The sequence below is a fragment of the Pseudomonas sp. COR18 genome (assembly GCF_048568395.1).
In the GTDB taxonomy this organism is placed as follows: domain Bacteria; phylum Pseudomonadota; class Gammaproteobacteria; order Pseudomonadales; family Pseudomonadaceae; genus Aquipseudomonas; species Aquipseudomonas fuscovaginae_B.
Window position 1 is genome coordinate 4,343,775 of record NZ_CP183808.1, and the last position, 20,094, is coordinate 4,363,868.

General features: G+C 64.2%; 17 protein-coding genes. 12 read left to right on the top strand and 5 right to left on the bottom strand.

Annotated features, from left to right (window positions below; translation table 11 throughout):
* Positions 1–106 precede the first annotated feature (106 nt).
* On the bottom strand, positions 107–925 hold the full coding sequence (locus ACM62G_RS20085) for a pyruvate, water dikinase regulatory protein (protein WP_010448956.1): 819 nt from the start codon (positions 923–925) through the stop codon (positions 107–109).
* Positions 926–1,101: 176 nt separating this feature from the next.
* Here ACM62G_RS20085 and ppsA point away from each other — a divergent pair, with 176 nt between their 5' ends.
* From ppsA to ACM62G_RS20125, 8 genes are all read left to right on the top strand, one after another.
* Complete coding sequence (gene ppsA, locus ACM62G_RS20090; RefSeq protein ID WP_273826049.1) at positions 1,102–3,471, top strand: phosphoenolpyruvate synthase; 2,370 nt, start codon at positions 1,102–1,104, stop codon at positions 3,469–3,471.
* 268 nt (positions 3,472–3,739) lie between these two features.
* Positions 3,740–4,729 (top strand): alpha/beta fold hydrolase, encoded by a 990-nt coding sequence (locus ACM62G_RS20095; protein WP_419735390.1) that lies wholly within the window; start codon positions 3,740–3,742, stop codon positions 4,727–4,729.
* A gap of 158 nt (positions 4,730–4,887) precedes the next feature.
* Positions 4,888–5,379: a ribonuclease E activity regulator RraA gene (gene rraA, locus ACM62G_RS20100; protein ID WP_054056763.1), complete on the top strand. Its 492-nt coding sequence runs from the start codon at positions 4,888–4,890 to the stop codon at positions 5,377–5,379.
* 28 nt (positions 5,380–5,407) lie between these two features.
* On the top strand, positions 5,408–6,403 hold the full coding sequence (locus ACM62G_RS20105) for a zinc transporter ZntB (protein ID WP_054056762.1): 996 nt from the start codon (positions 5,408–5,410) through the stop codon (positions 6,401–6,403).
* A 64-nt stretch (positions 6,404–6,467) separates the two neighbouring features.
* A complete protein-coding gene (locus tag ACM62G_RS20110; RefSeq protein ID WP_017901896.1) occupies positions 6,468–6,716 on the top strand; it encodes a hypothetical protein in 249 nt (82 codons plus the stop codon).
* A gap of 2 nt (positions 6,717–6,718) precedes the next feature.
* Positions 6,719–7,543 (top strand): mechanosensitive ion channel family protein, encoded by an 825-nt coding sequence (locus tag ACM62G_RS20115; protein WP_026144854.1) that lies wholly within the window; start codon positions 6,719–6,721, stop codon positions 7,541–7,543.
* Between the two features lie 90 nt (positions 7,544–7,633).
* On the top strand, positions 7,634–8,224 hold the full coding sequence (sigX, locus tag ACM62G_RS20120) for an RNA polymerase sigma factor SigX (RefSeq protein ID WP_026007354.1): 591 nt from the start codon (positions 7,634–7,636) through the stop codon (positions 8,222–8,224).
* 106 nt (positions 8,225–8,330) lie between these two features.
* A complete protein-coding gene (locus tag ACM62G_RS20125; protein ID WP_416770094.1) occupies positions 8,331–9,311 on the top strand; it encodes an OmpA family protein in 981 nt (326 codons plus the stop codon).
* Positions 9,312–9,373: 62 nt separating this feature from the next.
* Here ACM62G_RS20125 and ACM62G_RS20130 read toward each other — a convergent pair whose 3' ends face one another.
* The 4 genes from ACM62G_RS20130 to ACM62G_RS20145 form a co-directional block, all read right to left on the bottom strand.
* A complete protein-coding gene (locus ACM62G_RS20130) occupies positions 9,374–11,044 on the bottom strand; it encodes a protein kinase domain-containing protein (RefSeq protein WP_419735391.1) in 1,671 nt (556 codons plus the stop codon).
* Between the two features lie 7 nt (positions 11,045–11,051).
* The gene (locus tag ACM62G_RS20135; protein WP_054063036.1) at positions 11,052–12,263 is read right to left on the bottom strand and encodes a nitrate/nitrite transporter; all 1,212 of its coding nucleotides are present in this window, start codon (positions 12,261–12,263) and stop codon (positions 11,052–11,054) included.
* Positions 12,264–12,491: 228 nt separating this feature from the next.
* Positions 12,492–13,067, bottom strand: coding sequence for an ANTAR domain-containing response regulator (locus ACM62G_RS20140; protein WP_419735392.1), 576 nt, complete (start codon positions 13,065–13,067; stop codon positions 12,492–12,494).
* Between the two features lie 14 nt (positions 13,068–13,081).
* Positions 13,082–14,293, bottom strand: a complete 1,212-nt coding sequence (locus ACM62G_RS20145; protein WP_273826054.1) for a CmpA/NrtA family ABC transporter substrate-binding protein — start codon at positions 14,291–14,293, stop codon at positions 13,082–13,084.
* Positions 14,294–14,552: 259 nt separating this feature from the next.
* On the opposite strand from ACM62G_RS20145, the gene ACM62G_RS20150 reads away from it, so the two are divergent.
* From ACM62G_RS20150 to ACM62G_RS20165, 4 genes are read left to right on the top strand one after another with little or no spacing between them, the layout of a single operon-like run.
* Positions 14,553–15,263, top strand: a complete 711-nt coding sequence (locus ACM62G_RS20150) for a helix-turn-helix domain-containing protein (protein ID WP_241494355.1) — start codon at positions 14,553–14,555, stop codon at positions 15,261–15,263.
* Positions 15,260–16,909: a type III secretion system outer membrane ring subunit SctC gene (gene sctC / locus ACM62G_RS20155; RefSeq protein WP_419735393.1), complete on the top strand. Its 1,650-nt coding sequence runs from the start codon at positions 15,260–15,262 to the stop codon at positions 16,907–16,909. The genes ACM62G_RS20150 and sctC overlap by 4 nt, the downstream gene beginning before the upstream one ends.
* On the top strand, positions 16,909–18,021 hold the full coding sequence (gene sctW, locus ACM62G_RS20160) for a type III secretion system gatekeeper subunit SctW (RefSeq protein ID WP_054061252.1): 1,113 nt from the start codon (positions 16,909–16,911) through the stop codon (positions 18,019–18,021). The genes sctC and sctW overlap by 1 nt, the downstream gene beginning before the upstream one ends.
* 6 nt (positions 18,022–18,027) lie before the next feature.
* Positions 18,028–20,082, top strand: a complete 2,055-nt coding sequence (locus tag ACM62G_RS20165) for an EscV/YscV/HrcV family type III secretion system export apparatus protein (RefSeq protein WP_419735394.1) — start codon at positions 18,028–18,030, stop codon at positions 20,080–20,082.
* Positions 20,083–20,094 lie beyond the last annotated feature (12 nt).

Below are 20,094 nucleotides of genomic sequence, written 5' to 3' on the forward strand. Positions count from 1 at the left end.
TAGGAGCCTGTTCGCGGGCAGGCCCGGCTCCTGCAGGGATCGGCGTCTGTAGGAGCCGGGCTTGCCCGCGAATGCGCTTTACCCTGCCACCAGACCTGCGGGAACCCTACTTGAACCGCCGCTCCACGCCTTTCTCCACGAGGATCTTCGCCGAAATCTCCTCCACGGAAAAATGCGTGGAGTTGATGTGCGGAATGTTTTCCCGGCGGAACAGGTTTTCCACCTCGCGCACCTCGAATTCGCACTGGGCATAGCTCGAATAGCGGCTGTTGGGCTTGCGTTCGTTGCGGATCGCGGTCAGGCGGTCGGGGTCGATGGTCAGGCCGAACAGCTTGTGCTGGTGGGCACGCAGGGCGGTCGGCAGCTGCAGGCGCTCCATGTCTTCCTCGGTCAGCGGGTAGTTGGCTGCCCGGATGCCGAACTGCATCGCCATGTACAGGCATGTCGGCGTCTTGCCGCAGCGCGACACGCCGACCAGAATCAGGTCGGCCTTGTCGTAGTAGTGGGTGCGGGCGCCATCGTCGTTGTCGAGGGCGAAGTTCACCGCCTCGATCCGCTCCATGTAGTTGGAGTTGCCGCCAATGGAGTGGGATTTGCCCACGGAGTAGGAGGAGTGCTCGCTCAACTCCTGCTCCAGCGGGGCGAGGAAGGTGGAAAATATGTCGATCATGAAACCATTGGACGTGGCGAGAATCTCACGAATGTCCTGATTGACGATGGTGTCGAAGATGATCGGGCGGAAACCGTCCCGCTCGGCGGCACTGTTGATCTTCTGGACCATGGCCCGGGCCTTGTCCACGCTGTCGATGTACGGTTGCGTGGATTTGGCGAAGGTAATGTTCTCGAACTGCGCCAACAGGCTTTGACCCAGGGTTTCGGCGGTGATGCCGGTGCCATCGGAGATAAAGAAAGCAGATCGTTTCATTTGCACCTTGGGCCTTAAGCTGATGACGATTCTTGGATATGATAGGCAGGATTTGCCGGCCTGGAATGGCTGGCATTTTCACTTATTTTCCAGGTCCAGGCCACAGAGCGGATCGACCAGCCATTGAATTTGGCCCGCCCTGAGCTTCATCCAACACAGTCAGTGGAGAGATCACCTTGGTAGAGTACGTAGTTTCCCTCGATAAGCTCGGCGTCCATGATGTGGAGCACGTAGGGGGCAAGAACGCATCCCTTGGCGAGATGATCAGTAACCTCGCGGGCGCCGGTGTATCGGTTCCCGGCGGCTTTGCCACTACGGCTCAGGCGTATCGCGATTTTCTCGAACAGAGTGGCCTGAACGACCGCATCCACGCCGCGCTCGACGCGCTGGATGTCGATGACGTCAATGCGCTGGCCAAAACCGGCGCCCAGATCCGCCAGTGGATCATGGAAGCGGAGTTCCCCGAGCGCCTCAACAGCGAAATCCGCGCCGCCTTCGCCACCCTGTCGGCCGGCAACCCGGACATGGCCGTGGCCGTGCGCTCCTCGGCGACCGCCGAAGACCTGCCGGACGCTTCCTTCGCCGGCCAGCAGGAAACCTTCCTGAACATCCGTGGCGTGGACAACGTCATCCGCGCGGCCAAGGAAGTCTTCGCCTCGCTGTTCAACGACCGCGCCATTTCCTATCGCGTGCACCAGGGCTTCGACCACAAGCTGGTGGCCCTGTCGGCTGGCGTGCAGCGCATGGTCCGTTCGGAAACCGGCACCGCCGGCGTGATGTTCACCCTCGACACCGAGTCGGGCTTCCGTGACGTGGTGTTCATCACCGGCGCCTACGGCCTGGGTGAAACCGTCGTGCAGGGCGCGGTGAACCCGGACGAATTCTATGTCCACAAGAGCACCCTGGCTGCCGGCCGTCCGGCGATCCTGCGCCGCAACCTGGGCAGCAAGGCGATCAAGATGATCTACGGCGACGAGGCCAAGGCCGGTCGTTCGGTCAAGACCGTCGAGGTCGACAAGGCCGATCGCGCGCGTTTCTGCCTGAGCGACGCGGAGGTCAGCGAACTGGCCAAGCAGGCGATGATCATCGAGAAGCACTACCAGTGCCCGATGGACATCGAATGGGCCAAGGACGGTGACGACGGCAAGCTGTACATCGTGCAGGCCCGCCCTGAAACCGTGAAGAGCCGTGCCAGCGCCAACGTCATGGAGCGCTACCTGCTCAAGGAAAAGGGCACCGTACTGGTCGAGGGCCGTGCCATCGGCCAGCGCATCGGTGCCGGCAAGGTCCGCATCATTCGCGACGTGACCGAGATGGACAAGGTCCAGGTCGGCGACGTGCTGGTCTCCGACATGACCGACCCGGACTGGGAACCGGTGATGAAGCGCGCCAGCGCCATCGTCACCAACCGCGGCGGCCGTACCTGCCACGCGGCGATCATCGCCCGTGAGCTGGGGATTCCGGCAGTGGTCGGTTGCGGCAACGCCACCGAACTGCTCAAGGACGGCCAGGGCGTGACCGTTTCCTGCGCCGAAGGCGACACCGGCTACATCTTCGAAGGCGAACTGGGCTTCGACATCAAGAAGAACTCCGTCGACGCCATGCCGGAACTGCCGTTCAAGATCATGATGAACGTCGGCAACCCGGACCGCGCCTTCGACTTCGCGCAACTGCCGAACGCCGGCGTGGGCCTGGCCCGCCTGGAGTTCATCATCAACCGCATGATCGGCGTGCACCCCAAGGCGCTGCTCAACTACGCCGGCCTGCCGTCGGACATCAAGGACAGCGTCGACAAGCGCATTGCCGGCTACGACGACCCGGTCGGCTTCTATGTCGAGAAGCTGGTCGAGGGCATCAGTACCCTGGCGGCGGCGTTCTGGCCGAAGAAGGTCATCGTGCGCCTGTCGGACTTCAAGTCCAACGAATACGCCAACCTGATCGGCGGCAAGCTCTACGAGCCGGAAGAAGAAAACCCGATGCTGGGCTTCCGTGGTGCCTCACGCTACATCAGCGACTCGTTCCGTGACTGCTTCGAGCTCGAGTGCCGTGCGCTCAAGCGCGTGCGCAACGAAATGGGCCTGACCAACGTCGAGATCATGGTGCCGTTCGTCCGTACCCTGGGCGAAGCCAGCCAGGTGGTCGAGCTGCTGGCGGCCAATGGCCTGGCCCGCGGCGAGAACGGCCTGCGGGTGATCATGATGTGCGAACTGCCGTCCAACGCGATCCTGGCCGACGAGTTCCTCGAGCACTTCGACGGTTTCTCCATCGGTTCCAACGACCTGACCCAGCTCACCCTGGGCCTGGACCGTGACTCCGGGATCATCGCGCACCTGTTCGACGAGCGTAACCCGGCGGTCAAGAAGCTGCTGTCCAATGCCATCCAGGCCTGCAACAAGGCCGGCAAGTACATCGGCATCTGCGGTCAGGGCCCGTCCGACCACCCGGACCTGGCGCGCTGGCTGATGGAACAGGGCATCGAAAGCGTGTCCCTGAACCCGGATACCGTGCTGGAAACCTGGTTCTTCCTGGCTGAAGGCCAGGCGTAAATCGCCAGCCGATCTCGCGCCGCCCCCCTGTGGGGCGCGCCACCTGTAGGAGCAGGGCTTGCCCGCGAAGAGGGCCTTGAGCCCGCTAAAAGCTTCGCGGGCAAGCCCTGCTCCTACAGGGGCGGTGTATCCACAGGACCGGCGTATCCACAGGGGCGGTGCGTCCCACAGGAATAGTGTATCCCCCAGGTGCACGCGAGATAGGTCGGTCTGGGTATTACATGGGGCGAAGCCATGCCGGCATCGCCCTTTTTTGTGCAAGAGCCTTATGCAAAGCAGCAGTGATCTTTTTCCGGTGGCTTTGCTCAGCGCCGAGCGTCGTGGCGATCTGAGCGAAGACGTCTATCGTTTGAAACCGGGCAACAGCCCCGATGCCTCGGTCGAGCTGGCGGTGACCCGCCTGGGCATGGCCGACGAACCGCAGGCCCGTGGTGTGCCGGTCATTCTCCTGCATGGCAGTTTCTCCAACCGGCGCTTCTGGTTCTCGCCCAAGGGCATTGGCCTGGGCGCCTACCTGGCGCGTGCCGGGTTCGATGTCTGGGTGCCGGAGATGCGCGGCCATGGTCTTTCCGTGCGCAACCAGGACTATCGCCGCAATCGCGTGGCCGATTACGCCCGCTACGATCTGCCGGCGATCGCTGCCTTCGTCCGTGAACAGAGTGGCCAGGTTCCCCACTGGATCGGCCATTCCCTCGGCGGCACGACCCTGGCGGCGGCCCTCGGCGGCCAATACCTGGGCGCGCCGGCGGTGGCTTCGGCGGCATTGTTCGGTTGCCAGGTCAGCCGTAACTACTGGCCGCTGAAGATTCCACCGGTGGAGTGGAGCGGGCGTTTTCTGCTCAAGCGCTTTCCCCACCTGTCCGGTTCGCGCCTCAAGCGCGGCCCGGAGGACGAGCCGATCGGCCTGGCCCTGGAAAGCATGCGCTGGTACGGCCTGTTCGGCCGTTTCGGCGACAAGGAGCGCAATTGGTGGGAGGGCCTGGCGGAGGTCGACGTGCCGGTGCTGGCGGTGAGCGCCGACGGCGACCGGCAGGACCCGGCCTGGGCCTGCCGCAAATTGTTCGAGCAGATCGGCTCGCCCCTCAAGCGCTTCATCTGCCTGGGCCGCGAGGCCGGGTTCAGTTCGGAATTCGGCCACGTCGAGATGCTGGTCAGCAAGCCGGCCCAGGCCGAGGTATGGCCTTTGGTGGCTGACTGGTTGCGTGATCAGCAGGCTTTTATGGCGCCTCAGTCAGGCGAGGTTCAGCAAGCGCTCTGACAAGGGCATTCCGCTTCAGGGGCGTTGCGGCTAACATATGACGCATTGAGCATTTCTGGTCATTGTCTAAACAATCGGCCGGGCAGAGCGTTTCTTTCAAGAGGTGCCGGGGAGGATGGGCGCCTCGATTGCGGTCTCTCACCTACAGGAGTTAGTCCATGAACCATTACGTCACTCCCGACCTGTGCGATGCCTACCCGGAGCTGGTGCAGGTGCTTGAGCCGATGTTCAGCAACTTCGGTGGTCGCGATTCCTTCGGGGGCCAGATCGTGACCATCAAGTGTTTCGAGGACAACTCCCTGGTCAAGGACCAGGTCGAGGTCGATGGTCGCGGCAAGGTTCTGGTCGTCGATGGTGGGGGCTCGCTGCGTCGCGCACTGCTCGGGGACATGCTGGCCGAGAAGGCGGCGAAGAACGGTTGGGAAGGTCTGGTGGTCTATGGCTGCATCCGCGACGTCGATGTGATCGCGCAGACCGACCTGGGCGTGCAGGCCCTGGCCAGCCATCCGATGAAGACCGACAAGCGCGGTATCGGTGACCTGAATGTGCCGGTGACCTTTGCCGGCGTCACATTTCGGCCGGGCGAATACGTTTACGCGGACAACAACGGGATCATCGTTTCGCCCAGCCCGCTGAAGATGCCTGAATGACTTTTCGCAGTAGACCACAGGGGTAGGGATGTTCGAGGAAGACAACGCGCAATGGGGGCTGGTCCATGCCCTGGTTCTCGATGGTAAGGGTGGTGCGCGCTCGATTGCTCGGACCGAGCTGGATGACCTGCAGTTGCAGCCGGAGGAAAGCCTCTGGCTGCACTGGGATCGTAGCCATCCACAAACCCGGACCTGGCTGCGTCATTCCAGCGGGCTGAGTGAATTCAGCTGCAACCTGCTGCTGGAGGAGAACACCCGCCCGCGCCTGTTGCCGTTGCCGGACAGCGAATTGCTGCTGTTCCTGCGCGGGGTCAACCTCAATCCGGGCGCCGAGCCCGAGGACATGGTTTCGGCACGCATTTTCGCCTCGGCCAGCCGGGTGATTTCCCTGCGCCTGCGACCATTGCGGGCAACCGATGAGTTGCTGGCGCAACTGGAGGAGGGCCAGGGGCCGAAAACCGCTTCCGAACTCATCCTGTACATCGCCCAGCACCTGACGATGAAGGTCCAGGATTTGATCGGCGAGCTCTCGGAAGTGGTCGATGCCGAGGAAGAAAAGGCAGATTCCGACGAACGGTATTGCCCGGAGCATGGGGCGGTCGTGCAGATCCGTCGCCGGGCCGCCGGACTGAAGCGCTTCCTGGCGCCACAGCGGGACATCTTCGGCCAGTTGACGCGGATCAAACTGCCCTGGTTCGCCAGTGACGATGCCGACTACTGGAACGAATTGAACAACAGCCTGACCCGCTATCTCGAGGAGCTCGAACTGACCCGCGAGCGCGTGGGGCTGCTGCTTGACGCCGAGGACCGGCGCCTGAACCAGCACATGAACAAGATCATGTACCGCTTCGGGATCATCACCGGGATCTTCCTGCCGATGAGCTTTCTCACCGGCCTCCTGGGGATCAACGTCGGCGGGATTCCCGGCTCCCAGGACCCCTATGGTTTTGTCATCGCCTGCCTGCTGATCGTCGCCGTGGCGCTCGGGCAGTGGTGGCTGTTTCGCCGTTTGCGCTGGCTCTGAAGGATGTTGCATGTGACCCGGAAAAATCCGATCGCGTCTTTTCAAGACATTCCGAGAGGTGCTTATGCACGATCCGTTTGAACAGTCTCTGCGTGACATGCTCAAGGCCTCGCCGTCCACACCTCGTGACGACGACGCGTGCCTGGGCCGTGTGCTGAAAACCGCCAACCGCCAGGTTGGCGCGGGCGATCTCTTCAGTCTGCTGGGGCGCTGGCTGCAAGCGCTGATGATCGCCCTGAACAATGGATCGGCCCATGTGATGCCGGTTTCTCGTCGTACCCCTGGTTCCCGCTCTGCGGATAAGGCTGATTGAATATGGAACTTGATCTCTGGACTCGGAGTCTGGTGACGGCGATGACAGCGTTGTGGACGAAGGTCGCGAACTTCATCCCGAACCTGTTTGGCGCCCTGGTGGTCGTACTGCTGGGCTTCGTCGTGGCGAAGCTGCTCGATACCCTGTTGTCCAAACTGCTGGCCAAGCTGGGGCTGGACCGCCTCATGGCCGGTACCGGCCTGACCAAGCTGCTTGGCCGGGCGGGCATCCAGGTGCCGATCTCGACGCTGATCGGCAAGATCGTCTATTGGTTCATCCTGCTGATTTTCCTGGTTTCCGCCGCGGAATCGCTGGGCCTGGAGCGGGTTTCGGCGACGCTCGACATGCTGGCGCTGTATCTGCCCAAGGTGTTCGGCGCGGCGCTGGTGCTGCTGGTCGGCATGCTGCTGGCGCAACTGGTCAACGGCCTGGTGCGCGGCGCCGCCGAAGGCGTCGGCCTGGATTATGCCAGTGGCCTGGGGCGCGTGGCCCAGGGCCTGGTGGTGATCATCAGTATTTCGGTGGCGATCAGTCAGCTGGAGGTCAAGACCGACCTGCTGAACCATGTGATCGTGATCGTGCTCATTACCGTTGGTCTGGCCGTGGCGCTGGCCCTGGGCCTGGGGAGCCGGGAAATTGCCGGGCAGATCCTGGCCGGAATCTATGTGCGTGAGTTGTACCAGGTTGGGCAACAAGTGCGAGTTGGCGAGGTCGAAGGGCAGATCGAAGAGATCGGCACGGTTAAGACCACATTGCTGACCGACGAGGGTGAGCTAGTCTCTCTCTCCAATCGGATCCTGCTGGAACAGCATGTGAGTAGCCGCTAAACCGGCAAACCCTGCTAATGTATGCCGCCGCAAAAAGCCCCCAGCCCGGGGCCGCGGCGGACATTGACCTGACTGTCGGCAAGACTCGTTTTGAATAAAACCCAATCGCTATCGATGCGTTACGACCCCCGCGAGCTCACCGATGAGGAGCTGGTGGCGCGTTCGCATGCGGAGCTGTTTCACGTGACGCGCGCCTACGAAGAGTTGATGCGGCGCTATCAACGAACTTTGTTCAGCGTTTGTTCAAGGTATTTAGGGAACGATCGTGATGCGGATGATGTCTGTCAGGAAGTGATGTTGAAGGTCTTGTATGGCCTCAAGAACTTTGAGGGTAAATCGAAGTTCAAGACATGGCTCTATAGCATCACGTACAACGAATGCATTACCCAGTACCGCAAGGAGCGGCGCAAGCGTCGCCTGATGGATGCCCTGAGCCTCGATCCGCTCGAGGAGGCCTCCGAAGAGAAGACGCCGGCGCCCGAAGAAAAGGGTGGTCTGGACCGCTGGCTGGTGCATGTGAACCCGATCGACCGGGAAATCCTGGTGCTACGTTTTGTCGCAGAGCTGGAATTCCAGGAGATCGCCGACATCATGCACATGGGCCTGAGTGCTACGAAAATGCGCTACAAGAGGGCGCTTGATAAATTGCGTGAGAAATTTGCGGGCATTGCTGAAACTTAGTTGGACGCAAATATCTCTTACGTTCAGGCAAGTTCTGCTAGACTTGTCGCCGAGTTGTCCCCCGGTTTGGGGACTGATTCACAATCACCAGATGGGGATTTAACGGATGAAACTGAAAAACACCTTGGGCATTGCCGTTGGTACACTTGTAGCCGCAACTTCGTTCGGCGCTCTGGCACAAGGCCAAGGCGCAGTCGAGGGTGAGCTGTTCTACAAGAAGCAGTACAACGACAGCGTCAAGCACGTCGAAGACGGCTACAACCCAGGCGCTTCGCTGGGCTACTTCATCACCGACGACGTATCGGTCAACCTGACCTACGACAAGACCAACCACACCCGTTCGAACGACGGCACCGGCAGCCAGAAGCTGGGCGGTGACAAGTTCGGCCTGAAAGGTCAGTACCACTTCGGTACCGTTGGCGATGCAATCCGTCCATACGTTGAAGGCGGCGTTGCCCACGGCAGCCTGACCAACGTTGCTGCTGACGGCCACACCGGTCGTGACCAGTCGACTTTCCTGACCACCGGCGCTGGCGCCAAGTGGTACATCACCGACAACCTGTACGCTCGTGCCGGCGTTGAAGCCGACTACAAGCTGGACAACGGCAAGTGGGACTACGCTGCTCTGGTAGGCCTGGGCGTGAACTTCGGTGGCAGCGGCGGCAAGGTCGCTCCTGCACCTGCTCCAGCTCCAGTTGCTCAAGAGCCAGCTCCGGCTCCTGAAGCTCCAGTCGCTGAAGTGGTCAAAGTTGAGCTGGACGTGAAGTTCGACTTCAACAAGGCAGTGGTCAAGCCAAACAGCTACGGCGACGTGCAGAACCTGGCTGACTTCATGAAGCAGTACCCACAAACCACTACCGTGGTTGCTGGTCACACCGACAGCATCGGTACTGACGCCTACAACCAGAAGCTGTCCCAGCGTCGTGCTGACGCTGTGAAGCAGATCCTGGTCAAGGACGGTATCGCTCCTAGCCGCGTTCAGTCGGTTGGCTACGGTAAGACCCGTCCAGTGGCTGACAACGCCACCGAAGCTGGCCGTGCGATCAACCGTCGCGTAGAAGCTTCCGTTGAAGCCCAAGCTAAGTAATTAGCCTGGCGTTGCGAAAAGCCCGGCTCAGGCCGGGCTTTTCTTTGCCTGCAATTCAGTGCTCAGGGTTTCAGCATCCAGAGCAGCAGGGCCAGGTTGGCCAGCAACGACAGCAGCGCCACCGTGCGCCAGACTTTCAGCGGCTCGCGCTCCAGCAGTGGTCGCGGGCGCACGCCCAGCACATTGCGCTCACCTTTTTCCAACTCCAGCAGCCACTGCTCGGCCGTCTCGTAGCGTTCCGAGGGATCCACCGCGATCGCCCGATTCAGGCTGTGGGCCAGCCATTCGGGAAGATCCGGGCGATAACGTGCGGCACTGACCGGCGTACCGAAGCGCGGGCGCTGGAAGGCTTCGAGCTCGCCATGGGGGTAATGCCCGGTCAGTAGATGAAACAGGCTGACGCCGACACTGTAGAGGTCCTGGCGGACGTCCGGCGGCTGCCCGTCGAAGGCTTCCGGTGCGATGTAGCCGGGGGTGCCCGGCAGTTCCGGGCCAGGTGCTTCGCTCAGCCCGGGACAATAGGCCAGGCCGAAATCCAGCAGGCGCAACTCGCCATCGCTGCCCAGGTGCAGGTTCTCCGGCTTGATGTCGCGGTGCAGGATGTTGCGCCGATGGAGCATGCCGACCGCCTGCAGGGTGCGCCTGGCCAGCTCCTGCCATTGCGCCAGTGGCAGCGGCCCGATCTGCCGGAACCGTTCGGCGAGGGTCTGGCCCGGATATTCGCGCATCAGGTAATACAGGTGCTGGCGTTGCGGGGCGGGGTGCACTTCGGGAAAGCAGCGCCCGGCCACCCGGCGCAGAAACCACTCCTCCAGCAGCAGCCCCTGGCCGGCGTCGGGCTCGGTGTGACGGCTTGCGGGCAGGGTCTTGAGCAACCAGGGCTGCTGTTGGGCATCCCGCACCCGGTAGAGCAGCGATTGCCGGCTCTGCGCCAGCAGGCTGTCGACCTGCCACCCCTCGAACAACTGGCCTGGCTTGAGCAGCGGCGGCAACGGCCATTGCTGCAACTGGATCAGCGTGTCACCGAGACTGTTTTCCCCCGGTTGCTCGACCCTCACCAGCAGCGCACTGGCGTTATCCTGGCTGCCGGCCAGGTGTGCGGCATTGACCAGGGTCTTCACCGCATCATTCGGCTCGGGCTGTTCACGCAGGATAGTGGCAATCGCCCCATCGCCGAGGGTGGCCCAGACGCCGTCGCTGAGCAGGACGAAACTTTCGCCCTGGCGCAGTTCGCCATCGAGATAGTCGACCACCAGGTGCTGGTCCAGGCCCAGGGCGCGCTTGAGGACGTGCTGCATGTCCGGTTGTTCCCAGACATGATCCTGGCTGATCCGCTGCAACTGGTCGTCATGCCAGCGATAGACCCGGCAATCGCCGACATGGGCCAGGGTGAAGCGCCGTCCGCGCAAGACCACGGCGCTCAGGGTGGTGAGCAGCGGTTGTCCGCCGCCATTGGCCTGCAGCCAGCGATTCTGCGCCAGCAGCAGGCGGTCCAGCGCCTGGGCCACGCCCCAGGTCGCCGGCGTGGCGTAATAGTCGAGTGCCAGCGCCTGCAGGGTCGCCTGCGCCGCCAGCGCGCCGTCGGCGCACTGGCTGACCCCATCGGCGATGGCGAACAGATAACCCTTGCTCGCCGCCAGCTCCGGTGCCGGCGTGACCAGGCGCATGGCGTCCTGGTTCTCCGTGCGTGGGCCGGTGGCGCTGGCCTGGGCAAAGCTCAGTTGCAGAGCCATCGGCCGCTCAGACCCTGGCCGCGGTCACGGCCGCCGAGCCCCAGGTGGTGCGCCAGCGCCGCTTGACTCCGTGCAGGCCGAACCAGGCGAGCACCCCCAGGCTGGCGAACAGCCACAAGGCCAACTGGTAGCTGCCGGTGCTCTGCTTGATGGCGCCCATGCCGGCCGCCAGGGCGAAGCCGCCGATGCCGCCGGCCATGCCGATCAGCCCGGTCATCACGCCGATTTCCAGGCGGAAGCGTTGGGGGACCAGCTGGAATACCGCGCCGTTGCCGGCCCCGAGGCCGAGCATCGCCAGGACGAACAGCCCCAGGGCGGCATGGGAATCGGGCAGGTTGAAGCCGACGGCGGCGATGCAGGTGGCGGCCACGGCGTACATGCCGAGCAGCGTACGGATGCCGCCGAAACGATCGGCCAGGGCGCCGCCCAGCGGACGCATCAGGCTGCCGCCGAACACGCAGGCGGCGGTGTAGTAGCCGGCGGTCACCGGGCTCAGGGCGTACTGGTCGTTGAAATAGCCGGGCAGTGCGCTGGCCAGGCCGATGAAGCCGCCGAAGGTCACGCTGTAGAAGAACATGAACCACCAACTGTCGCGGTCGCCCAAGGCTTTCATGTAGTCGCCCATGGACTTGGCCTTGGGCCGTTGTGGGGCGTTGCGGGCCAGCAGGGTGAACAGCAGCAGGGTGGCGAGCAGCGGAATCAGGGCGAAACCGAACACGTTGTTCCAACCGAAGGAGGCCGCGAGCAGCGGTGCGATCAGTGCGGCGAACACCGTGCCGGAGTTGCCGGCGCCGGCGATGCCCATGGCCTTGCCCTGGTGCTGTGGCGGGTACCACTGCGAGGCCAGGGGCAGGGCGACGGCGAACGAGGCACCGGCCATGCCGAGGCACAGCCCCAGCAGCAGCGCCTGTTCATAACTGTGAATACCCAGTTGCCAGGCGCCCAGCAGCGCGACGATCACACAGACCTGGCCGATGATCCCGGCGGTCTTGGGCGACAGCCGGTCGGCCAGCATGCCCATCAGGAAGCGCAGGACCGCGCCGGCCAGGATCGGCGTGGCCACCACCAGCCCGCGCTGCTGGGTGGTCAGGTGCAGGTCGGCGGCGATCTGCACCGCGAGGGGGCCGAGCAGGTACCAGACCATGAAACTCAGGTCGAAATACAGAAAGGCCGAAAACAGGGTCGGGGTATGGCCGGACTTCCAGAAACTTGCATTCATCACGCACCTCAGCGGTAAGAGTCTCAGGGGGGCTGTCGCAAGGGGGCGGTGATGCGCCTGCACGGCTGCACCACTGGCCCCCATTTGCGGGACCAAAACGCAAAAGACGTCGCCACCCGCTGCGCTGGCGCGAAAGGGGTGGGCGACGTCTTTGTCGTAAAGTGGGGCAACCGCCGTTGGTTACCTGCAGGTTCGGATAAGCAAGAGGCGGGCCAGGCTGGCTGCGCCTCAGCCGAGCAGTTCGCTCATGGCGATGATCTGCTCGGCGACCTGGATCAGTTTCTGTTGGCGGCTCATGGCCTGGCGCCGCATCAGGGTATAGGCCTCCTCTTCCTTGCAGTCCTTCATTTTCATCAGCAGGCCCTTGGCCTGTTCGATGCGCTTGCGCTCGGCCAACTGCTGGTCCCGTGCCTGCAATTGGGCACGCAGCGCCTGGTCGCTCTCGAAACGGGCCATGGCCACGTCGAGGATCGGCTGCAGGCGCTGGGCCTGGATGCCTTCGACGATGTAGGCGCTGACCCCGGACTTGATGGCCTGGCGCATCACCCCCGGATCGTGTTCGTCGGTGAACATCACGATGGGCCGGGGCTGGTCGCGGCTGACCAGCACCACCTGTTCCAGCACGTCGCGGCTGGGGGATTCGGTATCGATCAGGATCACTTCGGGGCGCACGCTCTCCACGCGCGCGGGCAGGTCGATGGTCAGTCCCGACTCGTCGATGACCTCGAAGCCGGCCTCGACCAGGGCGGCCCGCAGGCGTCCGACCTTTTTCGCGGTGTCGTTGATCAGCAGGATACGCAGCATGTTCAGGCCTCCGATCAGTGACGGGCGAACGCGGCGGGCGCGTCGCTCATGGCATGCAGCCGGAAACTGCGGGCATAGCCGGCCGGGTCGCTGCCGTCCCAGATCTGGCCATCGATCAGGCGGCTGCTGCGCATCACCTCAGGCCCGTGCCCGATGCCCAGCGCGGCGGCGGCCTGGCGATACAGTTCCAGTTGCTGCACCCGGCGGGCGACGCCGAGGTAGTCGGGATCCTCGCGCAGCAGCCCCCAGCGGCGGAACTGGGTCATGAACCACATGCCGTCCGACAGATAGGGCAGGTTCACCGCGCCGGCTGCGTGGAAACGCAAGGCGTGGGGATCCTGCCAGCGTTGGCCGAGGCCGTCCTCGTAGTCGCCGAGCAGGCGTGGCTGGATATGCTCCAGCGGCGCATCGAGATAATCGCTGCCGCTGAGCAGTTGCGCCGTGCTGCGGCGGTTTTCCGGGCTCTGCTCGATGAACCGGCTGGCTTCGAGCACCGCCATCATCAGGGCTCGTGCGGTATTGGGGTACTGCTCGACGAACGCCCGGGTGCAGCCCAGCACCTTCTCCGGGTGATCGGGCCAGATCGTCTGGCTGGTGGCCAGGGTGAAGCCCAGGCCCTGCCTGACCGCGCTGTCGCTCCAGGGCTCGCCGACGCAGAAACCGTCGATCCGTCCGGCGCGCAGGTGCGTGATCATCTGGGGCGGCGGCACCACCACGCTGTTGACGTCCCTGAGTGGGTGTATGCCCTGGCTGGCCAGCCAGTAATACAGCCACATGGCGTGGGTGCCGGTGGGAAACGTCTGGGCAAAGGTCAGCCTTGCGCCATTCTGGTGCGCGTGTCGGTCCAGTGCTTCAGGGCTGGTCACGCCGGCCTTCTGCAGGGCCGGGGAGAGGTTGATGCTCTGGCCGTTCTGGTTCAGGCCCATCAGCACCGCCATATCGGTGGCCGGGCTGCCGCCGATGCCCAGGTGCACGGCGTAGATCAATCCGTAGAGGCTGTGGGCGGCGTCCAGTTCGCCGCTGACCAGCTTGTCGCGCAGACTGGCCCAGGACGGCTGGCGCCTGAGATTCAGGGTCAGGCCGTATGGCTGGGCAAAGCCCTGGGTGGCGGCGACCACCAGCGAGGCACAGTCGCTCAGGGGCATGAAGCCGAGATCCAGGCTGGGTTTCTCTGGCGCATCGCTGCCGTTGACCCAGGCGAGGGGGGAGGCGGGGAGTTCGTTCATCGGCGTTTCACTCTTCAAAAAAAAACGTCGCACCCGGCCGACGCCTCTGGCGCTGGCGGGTTACGACGTCTTTGTCCTTGCAGCCCGGCCGCCGTTGGCCAGGGTTTGTCGGGATGTAGCAAGGCATATGCCACTGTCGCGGACGTGCCGGGTGGCCATCAGCTTCTCATCATGATCTGGCAGGGGGATCGGGCCATCATCGTCCGCGACTGATCGACGACAGGTGGAATACACGGTGCAGGCTGATCAACGCTTTGCGATGACGTGTCCCGGAGGAGTCTCCGCGCAACGGGTGTCGTTCGTGCGGGCCGGTGACGCCGGTGCATGCCTGGCTTGCGACGAGTCGATGGTGGGGGGCTACCTGCCGCCCGGCTGGCAGGGCCTGGTGGTCGGGCGCAATGCGTTGCGGGTCGTCTCCGGAGACTGGTGCAGTGCGGCGTTGCCCGGCACTTGCCTGATGAAACTGCAGGTGTTCATCGACATGGGCGTGACCGTCGAGCGCGACCGTCCGTGCGCACAACCCTGGGCGGTCCTGCCCATGCCGCCGGCGGTGAGCCGCAGCCGGGCGTGCCTGGAGCGGTGGTACATCGAACGGGCGCTGCGCGACGATCCCGACTATCGACGATTCGCCAGCGTGCTGCGCCAGAGCGCGAGCTACTGGCTGGTGCGGTTCCTGCTGGAGCAGGGCACCGCCAGCGAAAAACTGATCGGCCTGGCCCGACGCTACGGGGTTTCGGTCTCGCATTTTCGGCGGCTGTGCCACCAGGCGCTGGGAGGCGCGGCCAAGCCGGAGCTGCGGGACTGGCGCGCGGCCAAGGCGCTGTTGCGGATGATCCGCGGCGGTGGCTCGCTGACCGACGTCGCACTGGAATACGGTTATGCCTCCTCGTCGCATTTCTCCAAGGAAGTGCGCGAACTGCTCGGCGTCGCACCGAGCCGGCTGCTCGATCTCGTGGAGCAACCGGATTGACAGCGCGGACGTTGCGACGCTGGCTCGGTGCCTGGCTGCTGTTCGGCCCGCTGTGCTGGAGCGTCAGTGCCGCACCCGCCGGGAGCGGCGACTACGTGGCCCGCGAAGAGGGCCTGCGCAGTTTTTTTTCCGCGCTGTCGGCGCCGTTGGGCAAACCGATCATCGTCAGCAAGGCGGCCGCCGGCAAGCGCATCAGTGGCGAATTCCCGCTGCACTCGGCCCGCCAGACCTTCGACCGCATCGTCGCCCAACTGGGGCTGATCTGGTACAGCGACGGCCAGGCCATCTACCTGTATGACGCCGCCGAGGTGAAAAGCTCGGTGGTGGCGCTGCGAGTGATCAGCGTCGATACCCTCAAGCAGTTCCTGCGCCAGTCGGGCCTCGAGGATGCGCGCTATCCGTTGCGCAACGACGGGCGCCGGACCTTCTATGTGTCCGGCCCGCCGATCTATGTCGACCTGGTCATGCAGGCGGCGCAACTGATGGACAACCGGCCTTCGGAACTGCTGCTCGGCCAGCAGCGGATCGGCGTGATCCATCTGCTCAATACCTTCGTCGGCGATCGCGAGTACGAACAGCGCGACCGCAAGGTGTCGATTCCCGGCATGGCCACGGTGATCGAGAGCCTGCTCAAGGGCGAGCCGGGCGGCGTCGAGCCCCAGGTCGAAGTCAAGACCGTGGGCGGCAGCCCGTTGCGCATGCCGCAGTTTCCCCTGGAAGGGCTGGCGACGCCGATTTCCCCGGAGGACCCCACCGCACCCCGGGTGCTGGCGCGGGAGGCCGCCGCCGGCAATATTCGGGTGGTGGCCTACCCGGATACCAACAGCCTGCTGGTCAAGGGGCTGCCCGAGCAGGTGCGCTTCATCGAGAACCTGGTGGCGGCGCTGGATGTGCCCAAGCGCCATGTCGAGCTGTCGCTGTGGATCATCGACCTGAACCAGGACGAACTGAACCAGCTCGGCGTGAACTGGCAAGGCGGGATCAAGGTCGGCTCGCAACTGCAGGTGTCGCTCAATGCCGGTTCTGTGACCACCCTGGATGGCGTTTCCTTCATGGCCCGGATCCTGGCCCTGGCCCGGAAGAACCGCGCCAATGTGGTGGCGCGGCCGGTGATCCTGACCCAGGAGAACGTACCGGCGCTGTTCGACAACAACCGCACCTTCTATACCCAACTGCTCGGCGAACGCAGTGTCGATCTGCAGAGCGTGACCTACGGGACCCTGGTCAGCGTGCTGCCGCGCTTTGCCATCGCCGATGAAATCGAGATGTCGCTGAACATCGAGGACGGTAGCGAGGTCGAGCGCAGCGCGGGCGACGCTGGCGCGTTGCCGGTGGTCGGGCGCACCCGGATCAATACGGTTGCCCGGGTGCCCCAGGGCAAGAGCCTGCTGGTCGGTGGTTTCACCCGTGACGATTACCGCGAACAGGTCGCCCGTATTCCGTTGCTCGGTTCGATCCCGCTGATTGGCGGGCTGTTCCGTTACCGGGTCGACAGTTCGGCGAACACCGCCCGGGTGTTCCTGATCCAGCCCCGGGAAATTCTCGGCGCCTTGCAGGCCAGCACCCAGGACCTGGGCAAGGGCCTGATGAGCGTCGAACAGCAGGAAATGGTGCGCCGGGCCTTCATGCGGGCGGTGGACGGCTGATGGTCTCGATCCATTCCGTTTCGAGCCGGGCCCTGCTCGCCCGCCTCGATGCCGCCCGGCAGGATGCCCAGGCCCAACCCGATGCCGAACCGAGCGATGCGGAGGCGGATCCGGTGGCACTGTTGCAGCGCTTCATCGAGAAGAGCGACGACATGTCGGCGGCCCTGGCCGGCTTTCGCCAGCGCCGACATTTCGAACTCAAGGCCGAAAGCCGGCCGGACAGTTTCGAGGCGGTTCTCGACGAAGATGTGCAGCCCAAGGCCCGGCAGGTACTGGCCCTGGCCAAGGCCACGGACAAGCCGGTCGAGTGGCTGTTGCAGGCGGCCCGCGGGTTGTTTCCCGATGACAGCGACCTGGTGCTGGTGCTGCGCGAACTGCTGCGCCGCAGCAGACTGCAGGCCGCGACGCGCCAGCGCCTGGAACAACTGCTCGAAACGGTGGTGGCCCAGGCTTCGCCCCGGCGGCTCAAGGCCGGCATCAACAGCGCCCTGAAAGCCCGTTTGTTTGGCCGGGTGATGGAACTGCGCGCGGGGCTGTTGCGTGAAGCCTACCGGGACTACCTGGAGAGCGAAGCCGGCGCGGTCACCTGCTACGAGGACTGGGTGGCCCTGTTCGGCGCCGGGCGGCGGGCCACGGTACTGGCCTTCATCGAGGCGGCCCTGCTGACGGACATCGCCGCCCAGGACCCCAGTTGCTCGCGTCAGGAGTTCGGTCCCCTGCTGGCCCGGCTCACCGACCTGAAACGCCTGCGTTCGGCCGATGCCACGTTTGTCGCCAGCGTGCTGGGCGACGAACGGGTGTGTCGCTGCAATGACGAGGAGGCCGACTGGCTGGTGTTTTTCTTCGGCGTGCTCAGGCACCCCGGCGAACTCGACCAGTTGTTGTCGGGGGTGCTCGGTGAACGGGTGTTGCTGACGCTCTACCGGGAGCGCTCGGCATTGTTGCAGGTGCTGCGGCGGGCCTGTCTGCGACTGCCCCACGAGCTGTTCGCCGACGAGGACGCCCTGGCACGACTGGCCGAGCAGTTCCTGGCCCTGGCCGATGTCGTCCTGGGCCATGAGCAGGTCGAACGGCGGCGTGGCGTCCGGCCTTTCGACGAGACTGGAAACTAGCCGGCCATGCCCGATCGATTCCTGCGCGCGGTTTCGGCCCGCCCCGAACTGCTGATCCTGTCGCTGATGGTGATGATCATCGCGATGCTGATCATTCCCCTGCCGACGCCGCTGGTGGACTTCCTGATCGGCCTGAACATCGTCATTTCCCTGCTGATCTTCATGGGCTCGTTCTACATCGAACGAATCCTCGGCTTCTCCACCTTTCCGGCCCTGTTGCTGCTGACCACGCTGTTCCGCCTGGCGCTGTCGATCAGCACCAGCCGGCTGATCCTGACCCAGGCGGATGCCGGCGAGATCATTGCCTCGTTCGGCGAGTTCGTGATCGGCGACAACCTGGTGGTGGGCTTCGTGATCTTCGCGATCGTCACTGTTGTGCAGTTCATCGTCATCACCAAGGGTTCGGAGCGGGTGGCCGAGGTGGCGGCGCGGTTTTCCCTGGACGGTATGCCGGGCAAGCAGATGAGCATCGACGGCGACCTCAAGGCCGGCGCCATCGACGCCGACCAGGCGCGCGACAAGCGCAACGTGCTGGAGCGCGAGAGCCAGCTCTACGGCTCCTTCGACGGGGCGATGAAGTTCATCAAGGGCGACGCGATTGCCGGGATCATCATCATCTTCGTCAACTTTCTCGGCGGCATCGCCATCGGCGTCGGCCAACAGGGAATGGACTTCGGCGCGGCGTTGTCGATCTACACCCTGCTGACCATCGGCGACGGCCTGGTGGCGCAGGTCCCGGCGCTGCTGATCGCTATCGGCGCCGGCTTCATCGTCACCCGGGTCAACGGTGACGAGGCCAACCTGGGGCGCAACATGCTCACGCAGATGTTCGCCAACCCGTTCGTGGTCGGCGTCACCGCCCTGCTGGCGGTGGCCGTCGGCCTGCTGCCGGGCTTTCCGCTGGCGACCTTCGTGGTGATTGCCGCGGTGCTGGCGCTGGTGGTGTTCCTGCGCTGGCGCCAGTCGCGCGTCGCCTCGGGCGAGAGCCGGCAGAGCGAGGCGCAGGCGCCGGTCGAAGCGCCGGTTGACGGTGAACTGGGGCTGCTGGACAGCGTCGATGAAATCGCTACCGAGACGGTGGCGCTGATCCTGCTGGTGCCCTCGGCGCGGTTGGCCGAGTTGCGTGCGGCCAGGCTCGCCGAGCGCTTTCGCAGCCAGTTCTTCGTCGACTACGGCCTGAAGATCCCGTTGCCGCAGCTACGGGCCTCCGAAGTGCTGCCCGACCACCAGGTGGCGGTGCTGATCAACGAGGTGCGCGCCGACCAGTTCGACATTCATTTCGATCACTGGCGGGTCCTCGACTATTCGCCGGAACTGGCCGCCATGGGCCTGCCGCTGGTGCGCGGGCGCGACAGCAACAACCTGGAAAGCATCTGGATCGCCGCCGCGGGCAGGGCCACCGCGACGGAGCTGGGCTATCGGCTGCGTGCCGCCCATGACGAATGCTACCGCTGCCTGGTGACCCTGCTGGCGCGCAACATCAACGAGTTCTTCGGCGTGCAGGAAACCAAGGCGCTGCTCGACGAAATGGAGGGGCGCTACCCGGACCTGCTCAAGGAGGTCTATCGCCACGTCACCGTGCAGAAGATCGCCGAGATCCTCCAGCGCCTGGTCGGCGAGCGGATCTCCGTGCGCAACCTCAAGCTGATTCTCGAATCCCTGGCCCATTGGGCCTCCCGGGAGAAGGACAGCATCACCCTGGTCGAGCACGTGCGTGGCGGCCTGGGGCGCTACATCAGCAACAAGTTCGCCCATGGCAACGACCTGCGCGTGCTGCTGCTGTCGCCGGAGTTCGAGGACGTGGTGCGCCATGGCATCCGCCAGACCTCCAGCGGCAGCTTTCTCAACCTGGAGCCGGCGCAGTCCGAAGACCTGATCGATCGGCTGAGCCTGGGCCTGGAAGGCCTGCACGTGCCGCAGAAGGACCTGGTGCTGCTCTGCTCGGTGGATGTGCGGCGCTATGTCAAGAAACTGGTCGAAGGACGATTTCGCGAGCTGGACGTCATGTCGTTCGGCGAGATCAGCGAGACCATCTCCGTCAATGTCATCAAAACCCTCTGAAGGAAAGTACCC

Excerpts from the sequence above, each read along its gene's own strand:
- ACM62G_RS20085 (WP_010448956.1), bottom strand. The coding sequence starts at position 925 with ATGAAACGATCTGCTTTCTTTATCTCCGATGGCACCGGCATCACCGCC.
- ACM62G_RS20095 (WP_419735390.1), top strand. The coding sequence starts at position 3,740 with ATGCAAAGCAGCAGTGATCTTTTTCCGGTGGCTTTGCTCAGCGCCGAG.
- rraA (WP_054056763.1), top strand. The coding sequence starts at position 4,888 with ATGAACCATTACGTCACTCCCGACCTGTGCGATGCCTACCCGGAGCTG.
- ACM62G_RS20105 (WP_054056762.1), top strand. The coding sequence starts at position 5,408 with ATGTTCGAGGAAGACAACGCGCAATGGGGGCTGGTCCATGCCCTGGTT.
- ACM62G_RS20110 (WP_017901896.1), top strand. The coding sequence starts at position 6,468 with ATGCACGATCCGTTTGAACAGTCTCTGCGTGACATGCTCAAGGCCTCG.
- ACM62G_RS20115 (WP_026144854.1), top strand. The coding sequence starts at position 6,719 with ATGGAACTTGATCTCTGGACTCGGAGTCTGGTGACGGCGATGACAGCG.
- ACM62G_RS20125 (WP_416770094.1), top strand. The coding sequence starts at position 8,331 with ATGAAACTGAAAAACACCTTGGGCATTGCCGTTGGTACACTTGTAGCC.
- ACM62G_RS20130 (WP_419735391.1), bottom strand. The coding sequence starts at position 11,044 with ATGGCTCTGCAACTGAGCTTTGCCCAGGCCAGCGCCACCGGCCCACGC.
- ACM62G_RS20135 (WP_054063036.1), bottom strand. The coding sequence starts at position 12,263 with ATGAATGCAAGTTTCTGGAAGTCCGGCCATACCCCGACCCTGTTTTCG.
- ACM62G_RS20140 (WP_419735392.1), bottom strand. The coding sequence starts at position 13,067 with ATGCTGCGTATCCTGCTGATCAACGACACCGCGAAAAAGGTCGGACGC.
- ACM62G_RS20145 (WP_273826054.1), bottom strand. The coding sequence starts at position 14,293 with ATGAACGAACTCCCCGCCTCCCCCCTCGCCTGGGTCAACGGCAGCGAT.
- ACM62G_RS20150 (WP_241494355.1), top strand. The coding sequence starts at position 14,553 with ATGACGTGTCCCGGAGGAGTCTCCGCGCAACGGGTGTCGTTCGTGCGG.
- sctW (WP_054061252.1), top strand. The coding sequence starts at position 16,909 with ATGGTCTCGATCCATTCCGTTTCGAGCCGGGCCCTGCTCGCCCGCCTC.
- ACM62G_RS20165 (WP_419735394.1), top strand. The coding sequence starts at position 18,028 with ATGCCCGATCGATTCCTGCGCGCGGTTTCGGCCCGCCCCGAACTGCTG.